Source organism: Paenibacillus mucilaginosus 3016, from assembly GCF_000250655.1.
Lineage (GTDB): Bacteria > Bacillota > Bacilli > Paenibacillales > NBRC-103111 > Paenibacillus_G > Paenibacillus_G mucilaginosus.
Map to the genome: position 1 here is coordinate 2203278 of NC_016935.1, position 17529 is coordinate 2220806.

General features: G+C 59.7%; 17 protein-coding genes and 2 tRNA genes. 12 read left to right on the top strand and 7 right to left on the bottom strand.

Annotation, left to right across the window (positions count from 1 at the left end; genetic code table 11):
• Positions 1-78 precede the first annotated feature (78 nt).
• From PM3016_RS09910 to PM3016_RS09920, 3 genes are all read left to right on the top strand, one after another.
• Positions 79-309, top strand: coding sequence for a hypothetical protein (locus PM3016_RS09910; RefSeq protein WP_014369329.1), 231 nt, complete (start codon positions 79-81; stop codon positions 307-309).
• The gene (locus PM3016_RS09915) at positions 306-1025 is read left to right on the top strand and encodes an adenosylcobinamide amidohydrolase (RefSeq protein WP_013915390.1); all 720 of its coding nucleotides are present in this window, start codon (positions 306-308) and stop codon (positions 1023-1025) included. Before PM3016_RS09910 ends, PM3016_RS09915 begins: the two co-directional genes overlap by 4 nt.
• 73 nt (positions 1026-1098) lie before the next feature.
• Complete coding sequence (locus PM3016_RS09920; protein WP_013915391.1) at positions 1099-1320, top strand: hypothetical protein; 222 nt, start codon at positions 1099-1101, stop codon at positions 1318-1320.
• Between the two features lie 55 nt (positions 1321-1375).
• Here PM3016_RS09920 and PM3016_RS09925 read toward each other — a convergent pair whose 3' ends face one another.
• From PM3016_RS09925 to PM3016_RS09935, 3 genes are all read right to left on the bottom strand, one after another.
• Complete coding sequence (locus tag PM3016_RS09925) at positions 1376-1603, bottom strand: hypothetical protein (protein ID WP_014369330.1); 228 nt, start codon at positions 1601-1603, stop codon at positions 1376-1378.
• 527 nt (positions 1604-2130) lie between these two features.
• The gene (locus PM3016_RS09930; RefSeq protein WP_013915070.1) at positions 2131-3582 is read right to left on the bottom strand and encodes an IS1182 family transposase; all 1452 of its coding nucleotides are present in this window, start codon (positions 3580-3582) and stop codon (positions 2131-2133) included.
• Positions 3583-3815: 233 nt separating this feature from the next.
• Entirely contained in the window at positions 3816-4814 is a 999-nt protein-coding gene (locus PM3016_RS09935; RefSeq protein WP_014369332.1) for an LCP family protein, read from the bottom strand.
• A 192-nt stretch (positions 4815-5006) separates the two neighbouring features.
• Between PM3016_RS09935 and PM3016_RS09940 the strand changes: the two genes are divergently transcribed.
• From PM3016_RS09940 to argS, 5 genes are all read left to right on the top strand, one after another.
• Positions 5007-5090: transfer RNA gene (locus tag PM3016_RS09940), tRNA-Leu, on the top strand.
• A gap of 49 nt (positions 5091-5139) precedes the next feature.
• Positions 5140-5223, top strand: a tRNA-Leu gene (locus tag PM3016_RS09945).
• A gap of 315 nt (positions 5224-5538) precedes the next feature.
• On the top strand, positions 5539-6675 hold the full coding sequence (locus tag PM3016_RS09950; protein ID WP_014369333.1) for a DUF2264 domain-containing protein: 1137 nt from the start codon (positions 5539-5541) through the stop codon (positions 6673-6675).
• A gap of 105 nt (positions 6676-6780) precedes the next feature.
• Positions 6781-7266, top strand: a complete 486-nt coding sequence (locus PM3016_RS09955; protein ID WP_014369334.1) for a GNAT family N-acetyltransferase — start codon at positions 6781-6783, stop codon at positions 7264-7266.
• Between the two features lie 268 nt (positions 7267-7534).
• Entirely contained in the window at positions 7535-9244 is a 1710-nt protein-coding gene (gene argS / locus PM3016_RS09960) for an arginine--tRNA ligase (RefSeq protein WP_013915399.1), read from the top strand.
• Between the two features lie 294 nt (positions 9245-9538).
• Here the strand turns inward: argS and PM3016_RS09965 are convergent, their stop codons facing one another.
• On the bottom strand, positions 9539-9955 hold the full coding sequence (locus PM3016_RS09965) for a YjdF family protein (protein WP_013915400.1): 417 nt from the start codon (positions 9953-9955) through the stop codon (positions 9539-9541).
• 251 nt (positions 9956-10206) lie between these two features.
• On the opposite strand from PM3016_RS09965, the gene PM3016_RS09970 reads away from it, so the two are divergent.
• From PM3016_RS09970 to PM3016_RS09975, 3 genes are all read left to right on the top strand, one after another.
• A complete protein-coding gene (locus tag PM3016_RS09970) occupies positions 10207-10434 on the top strand; it encodes a YqzE family protein (protein ID WP_013915402.1) in 228 nt (75 codons plus the stop codon).
• 218 nt (positions 10435-10652) lie between these two features.
• The gene (locus tag PM3016_RS38550; RefSeq protein WP_013915403.1) at positions 10653-10814 is read left to right on the top strand and encodes a hypothetical protein; all 162 of its coding nucleotides are present in this window, start codon (positions 10653-10655) and stop codon (positions 10812-10814) included.
• Between the two features lie 41 nt (positions 10815-10855).
• Entirely contained in the window at positions 10856-12220 is a 1365-nt protein-coding gene (locus PM3016_RS09975) for an arsenic transporter (protein ID WP_014369335.1), read from the top strand.
• Positions 12221-12342: 122 nt separating this feature from the next.
• On the opposite strand, the gene PM3016_RS09980 is transcribed toward PM3016_RS09975, so the two are convergent.
• The 3 genes from PM3016_RS09980 to PM3016_RS09990 form a co-directional block, all read right to left on the bottom strand.
• Positions 12343-13275, bottom strand: coding sequence for a hypothetical protein (locus PM3016_RS09980; RefSeq protein ID WP_238540590.1), 933 nt, complete (start codon positions 13273-13275; stop codon positions 12343-12345).
• 155 nt (positions 13276-13430) lie between these two features.
• Positions 13431-14546 (bottom strand): YqhG family protein, encoded by a 1116-nt coding sequence (locus tag PM3016_RS09985; RefSeq protein WP_014369338.1) that lies wholly within the window; start codon positions 14544-14546, stop codon positions 13431-13433.
• A complete protein-coding gene (locus PM3016_RS09990) occupies positions 14543-16345 on the bottom strand; it encodes a DEAD/DEAH box helicase (RefSeq protein ID WP_014369339.1) in 1803 nt (600 codons plus the stop codon). Before PM3016_RS09990 ends, PM3016_RS09985 begins: the two co-directional genes overlap by 4 nt.
• Before the next feature lie 268 nt (positions 16346-16613).
• Here PM3016_RS09990 and PM3016_RS09995 point away from each other — a divergent pair, with 268 nt between their 5' ends.
• Positions 16614-17456, top strand: coding sequence for a lipoate--protein ligase family protein (locus tag PM3016_RS09995; RefSeq protein WP_013915408.1), 843 nt, complete (start codon positions 16614-16616; stop codon positions 17454-17456).
• Positions 17457-17529 lie beyond the last annotated feature (73 nt).

Sequence of the window (17529 nt, forward strand, 5' to 3'; positions counted from 1 at the left end):
GCCTAATCTCGCGTTCTCTCTTGTTTATTGTATCCCCCAAATGGTGTATTCTTATAACAAAGGAAAGGCGGGTAGATGATGATTACCGACGAAGAACTGGATCGATACCGTGTGGACGGGACGCTGCTGCGGGTTGTCCGCGATGCGGACCGGGCCAATGATGTCCGCGGCTATGTCGTCGCGTGGGATGACCATACGGTCATGATCCGCAAACGGACACGGCGCGTGGTCAAGCTGGACCGGAGCTATGTATACCAGCCCTATACGGAAACGCGGGCGGAGCTGTTGGCGGAGGAGGCGGAATCATGAGAGGGGCCCAGTACGAGCCGCTCCCGATCGAGGGGCTGCGCTTCGGATACGTGGACAGCGGGTACGAAAGCGTGATGATCGTCGAGAGCGGCACGCCGATGCGTGTGCTGAATTCCTCGATGTGGGGCGAGGGGTTCACTGCCTCCCGCAGGCTGGTCAACCGTCAGGTCTCGAAGCATTACCTTGCCGATGATCCGCTGGAGGAAATGCGGGCTTATTTCGAGGGGCAGGGCATGCCCTGGGAGGAAACCGCGGCACTGCTCACGGCCGCCGAGCTTCATGACCGGGGAACCCGATATGTGGAGCTGGGACTCGGCGGCGGCGTATATACCTGGGTCACGGCCGGACTGCGCAACAAGATCCGGGGCGGCAAAGACTGCGAGGAATCGGCCCTGTATCCCGGCACGATCAATACCATCGTGGTGGTGGACGGGCATCTGACGGACGCAGCCTTCGTGAATGCGGTCATTACCGCAACGGAAGCGAAGACCGCCGCGCTGCAGGACCTCGACGTACGTCTGGAGGACTGCGGGCTGACCGCAACGGGCACATCCACGGACGCCGTCATCATTGCAGCGCTTCAGCGCGGGGAGCGTTTCCGGTACGCGGGCATCTCAACGACGCTCGGGTATGCGATATCCCGTACGGTTTATGAGTCGACGGTGGAATCGGCTGCCAGGTATTTGAACCGCCAGACCCTGTCTCCGGGGGAATGAGAGCTTCCGGGGGCGTACATTCTATAGGCAGCAGGCAGCCGGAGGAATAACGATTCGGACAGGAGGCGCCGGAATGGAACGCAGACGTGAAGAACCATGCCGCAGCATGGAGCTCGAGAAGGACTATATTCTCCAATTGTATACCGTCGGATCAGGTGTGGAAGGGGAAGTCGTGATGAGAAATCGGAACGCGCCCGGCACCGGTACCCATCTGTTTCATGTGCCCCTTCAGGGCTCGGAGGAAGAGGCGGCTTCCTGGGCCCATACGGCGTTGAGGGCCATAAGGGAAGGCTGATCTCTGCAGGGAGTAACCAATCTCAGGCAAAAGGGGGACGCTGATGATCCCCCCGTCATGTTTTGGTCCGGAAGGGAGCCCCGATGCAGAGGAGCGCCAGGGTGGCGATCAGGCTGACCATGACGAGCAGCAGGCTCCCGAGGAGAAGCAGGACGCCCGGGAACACCAGCGACAGCAGGAAGAACAGACTCACCGCCGTCAGCAGAATATGCACCGTCAATTGAACGAGCTTCCAGAACAGCACGGCCAGCAGGATGCCCGCCAGAATTTGCAGAACGACCACAGTTCATCCCTCCTAAGAGGAGTATATGAAGGCCCGGACAAAAGATGATGAACCGGTCGGGCCGGCATATACAGGCATGCCGGGACAGGTGCCGGGCATATACTGTTAGACCACTATGCGTTCAGGAGGCGGGGCTGATGAGAGAAGGCTCGGCTTTGCGGGGGACGGTTATCGGAATCTTGTTTACGCTGCCGATCTGGGCACTGATCATCTGGGGGATCAGCCGGTGGATCGGCTAGCCGGAGCGGCGCGCTCCGGTATCTTGTAAGAGAGTGCAGGGTGAAGGGGAGGAGTTCCTTTTTGGTTGGTTCCGGGTTAGGGAAAGACCAAAGGGAGCTGGCTGGACTCGCCAAGGATGACCACAAGCTGTCGGCAGGCAAAAAGCCGTTCCCTGGCGGGGGGCCACTGAAGAACTTACGCTTTTTCCTCAGGAGCCTCGTATAAGTCATAAAAAAGCCATCTACCCCCATTTTTAGGGTCAGATGGCTTTTTTATAGGCTTAAAATTGGTCTGCTCGATACGTTTTTTCAATCTACCAGCTTCAGTATACGCTTAAGATTTACAGCGAATATGGCCATTGCACCTTGCATTTCTATGCCAATCAGACCCGAAGATGTGGCAACATCATACCCGTGTCTATGTTTGAGTTCGCTGTTTTTCGCTTCGATCTTGTAGCGCTCTTTGGATTTCGCCTTGAAATATTCCGTTTCCTGGAACGCCATCTGTTCCGCGTGTTCATCAGATTTAATCGTTACGGAATAAGTTTTACTCTTGGCGCCTTCTTTGTAACAGCCCTCCTTGAGCGGACAGCTCTTGCAGATCTCTACGTCAAAATAATAGGTATCCTGTTGGTTTTTACCGACGCCTTTTTTGCCTTGCCGGGCCTTTCGAGTCGCCATGTGACCAGCCGGGCATACGTACATGCCGGCATCTTTGTTGAATAGAAATTCCTCTTCTTTCTTACGGCTGCCTTGCGTGATCAGCGGATTGAGTTTTGCTACAAGTTCAATCTCATTGTTCGTTGTGTACAAAATATTATCCTTCTCGGAGTAGGCGGTATCGCCAATGACGGTCTTAACTTGCATTCCTGCTGCATTGCTTTTTTCGATGAGCGTCTGCAGCTGCTTGCCGTCATTCTTCTCGCCTGTTGTAATGACAGCTGCCGTTATGATGCGCTCCTCCGTCATGGCCAGATGAGTTTTATATCCAAAGAATGCAGAATCGGCGCTTTTATGTCCCACTCGAGCATCCGGATCCGCCGTTAGACGAAGCTGTTCGATGTCATCCTCCACCGTTTCCTTCAGCAGGTGTAACGGATTCAAAACCTTTGGTACTTGCGCGATCCCGGATTCCAACTCGATGAAGGTCACAAGCTTTTGACAATACTCGATTTCGTCTTCGAGTACGTCGCTCGTGTTCTTTGCGGGCATTTTGGCTTTGAGCGATTCATCCATCGTGTAAACGGACTTTCGCAGCTTTCGTGCACGGTCTCGCAGAATTTCTAGCGGCGACTTCTGATTGTAGCGCGCTTTTGTATGCGTAGCGTCGACGATTATGGAGTTGCTCTTCAGGATTTTCAGTTCGATAGCGAGGTCTACCGTCTTACCAATGAGCATGTCCAATAAGTTGATGTCTTTGAGCCGCAGTTTGCGGAATTTTGTCAGAGAACTCGGGTCGATGACCGGATCCTCCGGTGCCATGCCCAGGAAATACTTAAACGACAGGTCATACTTAGAACGCTCGACAATATCTACGTCAGATAGTTCAAAGATGGCTTTCAGCAACAAATATTTAAACATTCTGATGGGGTCAATGGCGTTACGTCCGTTGTCCAAACAATATTTTGTCTGCAGTTCTTCAAAGATAAAAGTGAAGTCCACCAGTTCGTTAATTTGACGGAGCATGTTGTCCTTCGGCACGACGATATCATACAGAGCCGCGTAAGGGCTCAGAACCAAGCTTTGTTGTTGTTGAATCATCCGTCTCACCCGCTTTTCGAGATGACTCAATTATACGTCAAAAAAAGCACAGCCTCTTCAATTTTCTTGAAGGGCTGTGCTTTTTTTAGACGGACTTTTTCAGTGGCCTCCCTGGCGGAAACGGCTTTTTATCGTTTGTATCGTTAGGATGGGAAGGGGTACTGCGAAGGACGGGTGGGAGCTGGAAACCCACGCCGCGTTCCGTTCGGACGCTTGCGAGCTGAACTGCCGTATCAGCGTAAATACTGGCTGCCGATGCTGCGGACCGCCGGCAGGTCCGGCTCCCAGTACCACAGCGGCTGGCCCACCAGCGGATCCTGTGCCGTGAGCGCGGCTCCCGGGAGCTGTACGTAGACCATATCCTCCGGCATCAAATCCTTGTACATCAGCGTCAGGGAGAGGATGTCGCTGTCGGTGAGGTTCGTATCGATGACATCCTTCTTGATCTTCTGGATGAGTCCCGGCAGCTCGGGCAGCCGTTCGGGGGACAAGAGCTTGTGGACGACCGCCCGGATCAGGGCCGACTGGTCGGCCTGACGCCCGAAGTCCCCGTTGTCGAGCGAGTAGCGCTCCCGCACAAAAGCCAGCGCCTTCCACCCGTCCAGGTGCTGCCGGCCGGCGGGGAGGTTCTGCTGGATGGCCGTCAGGAAGACGTCGGCCGGGATATCGATATCGACTCCGCCGATTTCATCGATGAAGTCGACGAAGCCCTTGAAATTCATTTTGACATAATAATGGACGGGCACCTGCAGCAGGTTGCTTACGGCCTGAATGGAAGCCTCCGTACCGGCTTCCCCGCCCCCCTTCAGTTCCGCCATGAAATGCGCGTGATTGACTTTCGTCAGGCCGATGCCGGGGAGAGGAACCCGGGTGTCCCGCGGGATCGAGACGAGGTTGACCTTGCGCTCCTGCGGCTTCACGCGGCTCAGCATAATCACGTCCGACCGGGAAGACTGCCGGCCGAGCGTATCCAGACCCAGAACCAGAACATTGAAGGCGCCCGGGTCCGCCTTCTCCTGGGTGCCGGTCTCCGGCTTCTCCGCGGCAGCCTCCGGCTGCCCGGCGGCCGCCGAGACTTCGGCCGATGCCGGAAGATCGGCGGCAGGGACGGCCACCACCGGATGCTCCTTCTCTTCGAAATGCCGGGAGGGCAGAAGTTCCCTGTAGACCCATCCGGCGGCTCCGCCCGCCACAATGATGCCGACGATTACGTATTTGACCCACTTTCGCATGCTGTGCACCTACTCCTCAAGACGTAAACCGGAACCATATGATTCATGTAAGATACGAAACGTATCATTGTACGGACCGACTTCATTTTGTATACGAATTGTATCATAAATGGGCTTCCAATAAAAAGATTTGACTTGTGAACGGACAAGGTGGTATGATACTTCTTGTCTCCTTACGTAGACATCCATTGTGCGGTCATGGCGGAATTGGCAGACGCGCTAGATTCAGGTTCTAGTGGTGTAACAGCCGTGGAGGTTCGAGTCCTCTTGACCGCATTGCTTATTTATCCGATGTATTGGGAATAAGCAGTGCAGCACGACATACGCGGTCGTGGCGGAATTGGCAGACGCGCTAGATTCAGGTTCTAGTGGTGTAACAGCCGTGGAGGTTCGAGTCCTCTCGACCGCATCGCGAACAAGGAACAAGGGTCTGATCCGGAAGGATCGGGCCCTTGTTTGTTTTGTGCTGCAGTGCAGCAGGCCCAGGCTTGGCTGAGCGTGCCTAAGAAGCGCCCCGCTTGCCGCTGGTGATGAAGCCGGCAGCAGGGAGGGGGTAATCTAGCTGAAGAACCTGCCGCAGGAAAGGAACACAAGTCCAATACGCTCATACAAGCTTCTTGATAACTTTGTCACTAAATCCGGTGCGGTGCCGGCGTCCTTTTGATATAATAGGTATAGACTTTATTTAAACGTTTAAATAATGATGATCAAAGGAGACTGCCCCATGCACGAGCACCGTACCTATTGGATCGAATCGTTATCCCGGATCGCCGGGCCCGTACTGAACGCCCTGGCCGGGCGCCGCTTGAAGGAGCTGATGCCCGTGGAGGCGCACTCCGAGGACCGGGCGCAGTGCTCGCACCTGGAGGCGCTGGGCCGGACGCTGGCCGGCATCGCCCCCTGGCTCGAATCGGGCGGCCGCGAAGGGGAGGAGGGCCGGCTGCGCGAGACGTTCGCCGGGCTCGCCCGCGAAGCGGTCGATGCGGCGACCGACCCGGCGTCGCCCGATTACATGAACTTCAGCGAAGGCACGCAGCCGCTGGTGGATGCGGCGTTCCTCGCCCATGCGCTGATGCGGGCGCCCGGAGAGCTGTGGGAGCGGCTGGACGAGCGCGTGAAACGCCAGGTGATCGGAGCGCTGAAGGCGGCGCGGACGATCCGGCCGTGGTTCTCGAACTGGCTGCTCTTCAGCGGCATGATCGAAGCGTTCCTGGACCGGGCGGGCGAAGGCGGAGATCCCATGCGGATCGATTACGCCCTCCGCCAGCATGAGCAGTGGTACCTCGGCGACGGGATGTACGGGGACGGTCCCGAATTCCACTGGGACTATTATAACTCGTTCGTCATCCAGCCGATGCTGATCGACATCGTGGAGCAGGCCGGCCGCCGCTACCCCGAATGGGAGGCGATGCGGGAGCCCGTGCTTCGACGGGCGGGGCGCCACGCGGCGGTGCTTGAGCGGCTGATCTCGCCGGAGGGCACCTTCCCGCCCATCGGGCGGTCGCTGGCCTACCGCTTCGGCGCGTTTCAGCTGCTCGCGCAGATGGCTCTCCGCCGCGAGCTGCCGGAGAGCCTGGAGCCCGCCGCGGTGCGCTGCGCCCTCACGGCCGTGATGCGGCGGATGCTCGAGGCGCCCGGCACGTTCGATGCGGACGGCTGGCTGACCATCGGCTTCTGCGGGCACCAGAAGAACCTCGGCGAAGGCTACATCTCCACAGGCAGTCTCTATCTCTGTACGGCCGTGTTCCTCCCGCTCGGTCTGCCTGCGGACGATCCGTTCTGGACGGGCGAGGCGGAGTGGACCAGCCGCAGGCTGTGGTCGGGCGGAGAGGCTCCCATCGACGGTGCCCTCTACGGGTAAAATATACCTGGGCTATGAAGGAAATTGACCGTTGTCATCCTCTCCAAACCCTGCTATAGTATGCGGCAGTAGAACCTGTAGGTGCAGAGAGGAAGGCATGTTCACATGATCATCAGAAAAGCCCAGGCGGGCGATCTTCCCGCTATTGTCGATATTTATAACGAGGCTGTGCTGAATACCGTGGCCACCTTCGATACCGTCCCCCGTACGCTGGAGCAGCAGGAGGCCTGGTTCAAGCAGCACGGCGACGCTTATCCGGTGATCGTTGCGGAGCGGGACGGTACGGTAGTAGGCTGGGCCTCGCTCAACCAATATTCCGACCGGCTTGCGTATGCGCGGACTTCGGAGCTTTCCTTATACATACATGCGGGACACCGGGGGCAGGGGACCGGCAAAAAGCTGCTCGAAGCCGTGCTGGCTGCCGGCCGCGAAGCGGGCCTGCATACAGTGCTCTCCCGGATCGTGGAGGGCAACGACAGCTCGATCCATATCCACCACGTATACGGATTCGAGACCGTAGGCACCATGCGCCAGGTGGGCTTCAAATTCGGGCGGATGCTCGATGTGATCCTGCTCCAGAAGATGCTCTAAGGACGGCTTCGACTAGGCTTCGGGGGCCTGCCGTAAGGGGGTGTCCAAGCTTGACTCGGTTTTGGCCTCCCGATATAATGGAAGGTATGCAAAGGCTGGAAAGTCAAGAAGCACCGCAAACAGGCACCCCCAGGCGGGGTGCTTTGTTGTAATTGGAGGAGTCCGCCGGGGCTGTCCGGCCGTGATCTAGCCGGCGGTTTTCGGAATCCTCCGTGACGGTGGTCTCTGCTTCCCGCCTCTTCGTACGACGAAAGGGGTTTATCCTATTATGAATTACAAACAATGGCTCGCGCAGCAACTCGCCGGGAAGTTCGAAGGACTGGACCGGGAGACGCTCGCAGACCTGATCGAATACCCGCCGAACCCGCAGATGGGCGACCTGTCGCTGCCGTGCTTCAAGCTGGCCAAGCAGCTGCGCAAGGCTCCGCAGGCGATCGCCGAAGAGCTCAAAGCAGGCTGGACCGGTGACGAGTCCGTCGAACGGGTGGATGCCGTCGCGGGCTATTTCAACGTATACCTGAATCCTGCGAAGTTCGCCGCCCAGGTGGTGGGTGAAGTGCGGGAGAAGGGAGATCGCTACGGCTCCCAGAACATCGGGCAGGGCCGCAATATCGTCATTGACTTCTCGTCGCCGAATATCGCGAAGACGTTCCATATCGGGCATCTCCGTTCCACGGTGATCGGGAACGCACTCTACAAGATTTTCGAATTCCTCGGCTACAACAGCGTGGGAATCAACCACCTCGGCGATTGGGGAACCCAGTTCGGCAAGCTGATCGTCGCCTACAAGCTGTGGGGCGACAAGGATGCCGTCGAAGCCGACGGGATTGCGGAGCTGCAGCGCATCTATGTCAAGTTCCATGACGAAGCGGACAAAAACCCGGCGCTGGACGACGAAGCTCGCGCCTGGTTCGTGAAGCTGGAGCAGGGCGATGCGGAGGCGACGGAGCTGTGGCGCTGGTTCGTGGACATCTCGCTGAAGGAGTTCCACAAGATGTACGACCTGCTCGGGGTCACCTTCGACTCCTATGCCGGCGAGAGCTTCTACAACGACAAGATGGCCGCCGTGGTCGAAGAGCTCAAGGCCAAGAACCTGCTCGAGGAAGACCAGGGAGCTCTGCTCGTGCGTCTGGATGATTACAATATGCCGCCGGCCCTCATGATCAAGAAGGACGGAGGCACGCTCTACCATACCCGTGACGTGACTGCTGCAATCTACCGGAAGAATACATACGACTTCGACAAAGCGATCATCGTAACGGACGCCGGACAGAGCCTGCACTTCAACCAGTGGTTCAAGGTTGTGGAGCTCATGGGCTACGAGTGGGCGAAGCAGCTGCAGCACGTGCCGTTCGGCAAGGTATCGCTGGAGAACGCGAAGCTGTCCACGCGCAAAGGCAACGTCATCAACCTTGAGGACCTCCTGACGAAGGCCATCGAGAAGACGCGGAGCATCATCGAAGAGAAGAATCCGTCGATGGAGAACAAGGATGAAGTGGCCCGTCAGATCGGTGTGGGGGCCATTATCTTCAACGACCTCAGCAACAACCGGATCAAGGATATCGTCTTCTCGTGGGACGATGCGCTGAACTTCGAAGGCGAGTCCGGCCCTTATGTGCAGTATGCGCACGCACGTGCCTGCCGTGTGCTTGGCAAGGCCGATCCGGCCGAAGTGACAGCGGCTGCGTCGCTGAATCCGGAGCACCTGACGAATCCGGAGGCCCAGGCCGTGCTGCGCCAGCTGTACCTGTTCAAGGAGCGTGTGGAGCAGGCGATGCACAAGCTGGAGCCGTCTATCGTCTCCCGCTACCTGATCGATCTGGCCCAGAGCTTCAACCACTTCTACCACCAGTGCAAAATCGTCACGGCAGACGAGGCGGAAGTGCGGATTGCCCGCCTGGCACTGACCGACTGCTTCCGGACGACGATCCGCAACGGTCTTGCGCTGATCGGCCTGGAAGCGCCGGAAGAAGTGTAAGCACCAAGCGTAGTCGCTGTAACTATAAAACCCCGCTGAACCCAGACTGCAGTCTGAGGATTCAGCGGGGTTTTGTCGCAGCCGAAGGGGAGCGTCTTCCATCAGGCTCAAGGCAGGCTGACGAAGCATGGCAGAAAGCTTCACTCCAGGCTGCAGGGCAGGCCGCCCGAAAGCGGGGAAAGGCAGGCGCTCCGACCTGCCTGCACTTCCCATCCTCCGGATGCCGCTCATGAGCCGAAGGGCCTGCAAGGCATCGTCAAAGCCGAGGCCTGCCGGGCTCCTGCCGCAGGGCGGCTACCGGCCGCGGTGCCTGGCTTTGGCCTTGCGGACGGCGATCTCGCGCCGGCGGGCCTGCTCCGCTTCCTTCTGCGCCTTCGTTACGATCCGGCGCGTCTTCCTGCGGTGCTCGAGGTCCCGGGCCAGTGCCTCCTGGGCCAGGCTGCGCACGCCGGTGCGCTGCATCTCCCGGGCCGCTTCGCGCGCCAGCCGTTTGGGGCTTACGCGGCCGCGGTCCGGCAGGGCCGAGCCGAGGTCGATGCCGGTCTGCGTCCGCCCGAGCAGGGGCATCATCTCCCTCTGCACGAACTCCAGCACCTCCGCATCATGGGGCTCGGAGCCGAAGACATGCCGGCAGGCTTTGTACAACCCGCCGGATTCGTCCTCCACCACACCGACCCAGAACTCGCCTTCAAAGTACACCGTCAGCTTCATGACATGTCCCTCCCTCTGATCTTACGAGCGATGGACATCCCGAGGGGGAAGGATATGACACGGCGGGGAAGCGGCGGAGCCGGCCGTATGAATTATCTTGCCGCTGCTCCGCTCCCGTTCCGCCTTCCGTGCATCCGGGCTACCAACCGGACCGCGATTTTACGCTCACTTCCATTATAAGGAAGTGTTGGGTTTGTCACAACCGGGTCCGGGCGATACTGAGGCTAAGAGCAGAGAAAGGGCGGGAGGGCATGGCCAAGGGAGACGAGCTTGTCAAATATTTGACCGTACAGGTCATCAAATATTTCGAGACGCCGAAGGAGGAGCGGAAGCTGAAGAGGGCAGGAAAGCGGGAGGCCCGCGAGCAGTGGCAGTACCGGTGGTTCGGCATGCTGCCGCTCGCTCTGAGCATGTGGCTCGAACCGCTGCGCCGCCGTTTCGAAAGATTGCGAGAGGCAAGAGAGAGAAACAAGCTTTAGCCGGATTTCCGGCTGAAGCTTGTTTTTGTTTCCGGCCTCCGAACGGATCCCTGCCGCACCAGCGGATTTAAGGGAAAGACAGGCTTTTCGCTCAGAACATCCTTCCGGCGGGCAACGTATCATGCAGTATGGATTTATATCAACGGCAGATGGCCTTCCTATGAATCCGTCACGGAGATTCATATAACAGTGTCCGGCTGCGAAAGGAGGAATGACCTGTGATTACCCTTCTGATCGTCATGGCGGCGGGCTGCTCGCTGTACTTCGTGCTGAAGCCGCCGCACCCGCAAGGAGCGGTGGAAGCTGAACCTGTAGCTTATGCCGCCGCACTGCCCGAAGCCCATCTGTCCGAATTGCCTCCTGCGCTGGCCAGAGAATGACAGATCACCGCATGCAACTACATGGGAAGGGGAGTTCATGAATGATGACGGAACCGGCCATGATCAGTTTGACGGTGTTCTCTTTTCTCATGACGATGCTGCTGATCCTCCTCCGCCCGCGGGGATTGAACGAAGCGGTCCCCGCGGTCTTCGGAGCGGTGCTTGTCCTGTTCAGCGGCAGCGTTACGCTGGCGGACCTCGGCCAAATCGGCACGACGATCAGCGGTGCCGCCATCACCATAATGGCAACGATCGTCATGGCCATCGTGCTGGAGAGCTTCGGCTTCTTCCAATGGGCGGCCGAAGGACTGGCCGCGCGGGCCCGGGGCTCGGGCATCCGGCTGTTCTGGTACGTCAACCTGATCTGCTTTTTGATGACGCTGTTCTTCAACAATGACGGAAGCATCCTTATCACGACGCCGATCCTCCTGATTCTGCTGAAGAGGCTCGGTCTAAAGAACCACCATAAGATTCCTTACCTGCTTTCCGGGGCGCTGATCGCCACGGCCTCAAGCGCACCGATCGGCGTAAGCAATATCGTGAATCTGATTGCGCTGAAGATTGTCGGCATGGACCTCTATATGCACACGCTCATGATGTTCGTCCCGTCGATGCTCGGGCTGCTCTTCCTCGTCGCGCTGCTGTTCCTCTACTACCGGGAGCGTCTGCCGGTGAAGCTGCCGCACCGGGCGCCTTACTTCCATGGGCCGGGGCACCATCCCCTGCAGCATCCGGCCGACGTCACCGCGCTGCGGGACCGCGACCGCTTCATGCAGCGGATTCTGCTGTTCGTGTTCCTCGTCCGCTGCTCGCTGTTTCTGGCCTCCTACCTTGCCATCCCCATCGATCTGGTCGCGGTGCTCGGCTCGGTGCTGCTGCTCCTGTGGCGCTGGTGGGCGCTCAAGATTCCGCCCAAGGATATGCTGAGAAAGACGCCATGGCATATCTTCGTCTTTGCCTTCGGCATGTATGTCATCATCTACGGCCTGAATAATATCGGCCTGACGCAGCTGCTCGTCACCACGTTCGAGCCCTGGGTTCAGGACAGTCTGCTCTCGGCAAGCTTCGTGATGGGCGGCCTGACGACGCTGATGTCTCTGATGTTCAACAACCATCCCGCCCTCATGATCGGAACGATGACGCTGACGGGCATGGAACTGGACCCGCTGATACTCAAAACGGCTTACCTCGCCGCGGTGATCGGAAGTGACCTCGGGGCGCTGCTGCTGCCGATCGGGACGCTGGCCTCGCTGATCTGGCTCGGCATCCTGAAGGAGCATAAGGTGAACCTGCCATGGAAGGAGTATGTGAAGGTAACGTTCGCCACCATCCCGCCGGCGATGCTCTTCACGCTGTTCCTGCTCGCTTACTGGATCGAATGGGTGTACGGCTCTGTCGTTCCATGAAGAAGGAAGGGAAGAGGGAACCCCTGGACATAAAAAAAGGAAAGCTTCTTGCCGTCCGCTGCCGAGTTACCGGAGCGGGGTGGCTGGAAGCTTTCTATATAGGGAGAGGAGAGAAACCAAAGTTAGGGGTAGAACCCGCCCAGATGGTGCAGGGCGCCGAGAGGAAGATAACGGTCATCATCCTGCAGGGCTCTGACATAGGCGGTGCCGCCTGACCAGACCGCAAGTCCGGTTACGGCCAGCGGGATCAGATGGCGGCCGCCGTATACCTCGGCGGCATAGATCGGTCTGCTGCCCTGCTTCAGCCACTCGCCGAGCTGAGCGGGCGAGGGGGGAGAAGCGGGAGGCGAGGTCACCCAGGGAAGCCGTTCATAGGCATCGAAGGGGGAACCGCCGATCAGGTGTTCGGGCTTGGGAGCCGGGCTCCCGGTTTGATAAGAGATGCCTTCTCCGGCCGGGAGTTCCTTATGCGGAACCTCACCGGGATGCAAGGGAAGTTCTTCGCCCGTCTTGGCATCAAGATACCTAACGGGACCGCCCGGGGCGGTAATCTGCCATAAGGCTTCCAGCGGATTGTAATACAGGCGCTCGGCATGAGTATCGGATGGGATAAGGTCAAGCCGCACCAGAGAATGATGCAGCGTCTGTAAGCTGAATAAAGGGTACTCGCCTCGGCCGTATTCCGAGAGGAGGTACCGGCCGGCTCCGGCATCCTGAATGACGAGATAGCCGGCTTCGACGCCGTCCGTCTTCAGGAGCACGACCCAGCCATGAGTGCCGGGTCCGAGCGGGTAGCTCGTCCATTCGGCCTTGGCCCAAGACTCAAAGCCTTCCTGAGCGGAGAGCTCCCGGATGAGCGCCTGCACGGCTTCCTCAAGGGAGCCGGCGGTCTGGTGCTTCTGCGCCGGGGCGGCAGTTTCGCTGGTCTGCCCCGTCTCACGGGGCGGCTGCTCCACGGCAAGCGCGGGAGCGTATTCGAGCGGTCCTGCGGCCTGGAGGCCGCCGGCGAGGAGCAGCGCGGCTAGAGCGAGCGTGAGTTTCTTCAAGATTTTCACCATCTTTGCTGGGAAGTGGGCGGCTATCGGCTCTATGCGCTGTCTGCTTCGAATATGTCTTTACTATACAGCGTATGCGGCGAAAAGTTTGTTAGAACCTGTAAGCGTTACAAAAAAACTTTTCCCGAAGAACCGCTAGCCTTCGCGGCGCTTCGTCAGAAGGACGCCCGGTTCGCGGCAGGCACATGGAATAAACCGCAGTTGATGGCGGATACATGCACCCGCGGGTGATACTGCCACTCGATTTCGTTGATCCGGTTCGTGTACTGCGCTTCGATCTCGGCGCGCTTATCGGGCTCGGCGGCCTGCAGCAGCGAATCGTAATAGCCCCGGATCCGCTCGAGCTCCTCCCTGAGCCGCAGCTGCGCTTCACGGGCCCATCCGTGATCGTACGCGGCCAGCTTCTCCTCGAGATACTGCTCGAGGAAGAGCACCGCCCGCGGAAGTGTGATCTTGTCGGGCGTTACATAGACGTGAGCGGGGAGACGGGGGGTCATCCGGCGCCCGGAGATCCACTCATGGAAGCCCTCCCGCAGCTGACCGGTCTGGAGCTGGATGCCGATCGAGTGAATCTCGCTGCGCTTCATGTCGCAGGCAAGCTCCACCTTGTAGTTGACGGCAAGCCAGCTCTCGTACGGCACGGTAGAGGTCATCTTCGGCTGATCGGGCACATAATGCTCGAAGAGGCGCACGAAGCGGCCCTTACCCCGCACGGCCCCGAAGATCTGCTCGAGCCGGCGGGAGCCGTAGGTCATCTCATCGCGCGGAACCCGGGCGACGAAAGACGTCGGCACGAAGCCGAAGTACCGGCCTAGGATGCTGTCGCCCTGCGGCGGGGGGCTGCCTGGCGGCTGCGGTCCGCCTGCGGGTGCGGGTCCCGCGGGCGCCTGCCCGGGTCCGAGGGCGTCAGGCGCACCTGCCGCCCCCGCTGCCGGAGCCGCAGCGGAAGGCGGTGCAGCCACCGGCCCTGCGCCCGCGCCGGCCATGCCGGGAGGGGCCGCCATCGGGCCGGGCGCCACCGGCCCCCCCTGCGGAGGCGGGTTCAGCTCACGGTACGTCTCCGGATCGAAGACGAACGTGCAGGTCATCGTCTCCGGCGTCACGCCGGTGCGCTCCACGAAGCTCCAGTAATACGGCCGGTGGTTCAGGTCCCGGTCGGCGGAAGGCGAGAGCTTCACCGTCACATAGGCCGGATGCTTCTCCTGAATCTCGCACTGCTCAGCCTCGAGGTAGCGCATAACGAAGCTGCGGATCTGCTCGGCATTCATCATGGCTGCACCTCCTCCAGGCCGCCGTCCGCCACCGTCTGGCCGACGGCGTTCAGCATCGAGTGCAGACGGGAGCCGCCCTCGGCTTCCTGCTGCACCTCGGAGCGCACCTGGGTGAACGTGTGGCCCAGGTCGTCGAGCTGGCGGCGGATCTCATCCTGGCTGCGGGAGGCGAGAATGAGCTTCGCGAGATGGGACTCCAGCGACGTCTTTTTCTCGAAGCGCTCCAGGATCGTATCCAGCTCGCCGATCACGAGCTCGAACATGTTGATTTTCTCATGCAGCAGCGACAGGATGTGCTCCTCGATCGTGCCGGTCGTGGACAGGTTGTAGATCTTCACGTCCTCCTTCTGCCCGAGCCGGTGTACACGACCGATCCGCTGCTCGACCCGCATGGGGTTCCACGGGAGGTCGAAGTTGATCATGTTGTGGCAGAACTGCAGGTTGATCCCCTCGCCGCCGGCCTCCGTCGCGATCAGCACCTGGGCCCGGTTGCGGAACAGGTCCATCATCCAGTCCTTCTTGCCCCGGTTCATGCCGCCCCGGTAGGGCACGGCAGAGATCTTGTGGTCCTTGAGATACTGCAGCAGGTACTCTTGGGAAGCGCGGTACTCCGTAAAAATAATCACCTTGTCATTGATCTCACGGATGAGCTCCATGACCTTCTCCGCCTTCGTGTTCGCCTTGATGGAGCGGATGAGCTCCACCAGCTCCCAGATCCGGGGCCGCAGGGGGGAGGATTCGTCGGTCTTTTTGAACATATTGACGAGGGTGATGAAGACGGCGTCCCGGGAGGAGCACACCTCGCGCTGCAGGGTCACCAAAGACAGCACGGAGCTGAGATCGCCTCCGGCCTCCTCGAACCTTCCCTTGACGAAGTTCGTCACGCCGTCGTACAGCGCCTGTTCCTCGGGGGAGAGCTGGAGCGGGATGTTGCGCACGATCCGCTTCGTGAAGTTCACGTTGCCGTCGCTGCGGCGGTTGCGGATCATGACCTTGCTGAGCTCGGCCTGCAGCTGCTCTTCGTTCTTCGGAATGCGCTTGTCGACGACGAAGTTGGCCTGGAAGCTCGTTTTGCCGCCAAGCTGGCCCGGCTTCAGCAGGGTGATCAGGTTGTACAGCTCGCTGAGATCGTTCTGGACCGGCGTGGCGGTCAGGAGCAGACAGTATTTTTTGCGCAGCTCGTTGATGAACTGGTAGCTTGTCGTCTTCTTGTTCTTGAGCTTGTGGGCCTCGTCGACGATAAGCATGTCATATTCGAGCCCGAGCACGATCTCCCGGTGCGGGTCGCGCTTGGCCGTATCCATGGAGGCGACGACGATGTCATTCTGGGCCCACATGTATTCCTTCTTCTGAGCGACGGCCGGGATGCCGAACTTCTGGTTGAGCTCGCGCACCCACTGCAGCACGAGGGAGGCGGGAACGAGGATCAGCACCTTGCGGATCAGCCCCCGGATCATGTATTCCTTAAGGATCAGACCGGCTTCGATCGTTTTGCCGAGACCGACCTCATCCGCGAGAATCGCGCGCCCGCGCATCCCGGTAAGCACCTTCTTGGCCGTCTCGACCTGATGGTCCATCGGCACGAGGTTGGGCAGGTGCGTCAGGCACTGGAGCTCGTCGAAGCTGTGGATGAGTCCCGCATGCTCCGCTTCGTGCGCGAGCTTGAACATGGTGAAGTCGTCCCACGGGCCGTTGCGCAGGGCACGCTCATGCAGTTCCTCGAACCAATCCCGTTCAAAGTGGACCTGGACATGCTCATTCAACTGCCGTAAGTGTACCTTCCGATCGGTTGGCTGCATCTCACGCGCTCCTTTTTCTTTGAAAATGGTGAAGGTTTCGGGCACACTGCATCCCTCTTATCAATTCCTAGTATGTACACAAAGAAAAACTTTCAAACGAATGCGCGATCCATTATGATGGAGGGACGGGCGTTCCTTGAACGGTATGGACAGGGAGCCTTTGCTTTGCCCGCGGTCCGGCCATCGGGGCCGGAGGGCCCTTTGGGGCGTATCCGCCTTTGGGGCGTATCCGCCGGGGGGCGGCTTGAGAGCACAGGAGGATGAAAGAATGAACGAATGGAGATGGATCCGCAGCGGGTTGTCCGCTCCGGATTACAATATGGCTGTAGATGAAGCGATTCTGACCGCGCACAGCGAAGGCCGGGTGCCGCCGACCGTGCGCTTCTATGGATGGAACCCGCCGACCCTGTCGGTAGGGTACTTTCAGAAGGCGCAGACGGAAGTGGATTTCGGCGCCCTGGAGCGCCAGGGTATCGGCTTCGTGCGACGGGCGACGGGCGGCCGGGCGGTGCTTCACGACCGCGAGCTGACGTACAGCATGATCGTCTCCGAGCAGTACGAAGGCATCCCGCGCAGCGTGACGGAGGCTTACCGGGTGCTGAGCCAGGGGCTGCTGCTCGGGTTCCGGCGACTGGGGCTGGCCGCTGACATGGTGCAGCTCGAGAGCGAGGAGGACAAGAGCCAGTACGCGTCGATGGGCTCGGCGGCCTGCTTCGATTCGCCGTCCTGGTACGAGCTCGTAGTCGAGGGACGCAAGATTGCGGGCAGCGCGCAGACCCGGCAGAAGGGCGTCGTGCTGCAGCACGGCTCGATCCTGCTGGATCTCGACGCGGACCAGCTGTTCGGGCTGCTGAAGTTCGCCAGCGAGCGGGTGGGCGAGCGGATGAAGGCCCAGTTCCTGCGCAAGGCGGTCGCGATCAACGACCTGCGGCAGGCGGCCGGCCTGCCGGACGTGACGCCGGCCGAAGTCGAGGAGGCGTTCGCCCACGGCATCGCTGAAGGCCTCGGCATCCGGCTGGTGCCGGGCGAGCTGACGCCCTGGGAGGCGGAGCTGGCGGAGCGGCTCGTCGCGGAGAAGTACGGGAACCCGGAGTGGAATCTGCGCCGGTAGGGGCTTGCGGCTGCTGCTTTCGGCCGTATGTGCCTGCGATGGCTGCGGCCCTGTAAACAACAATCCCCCGGAG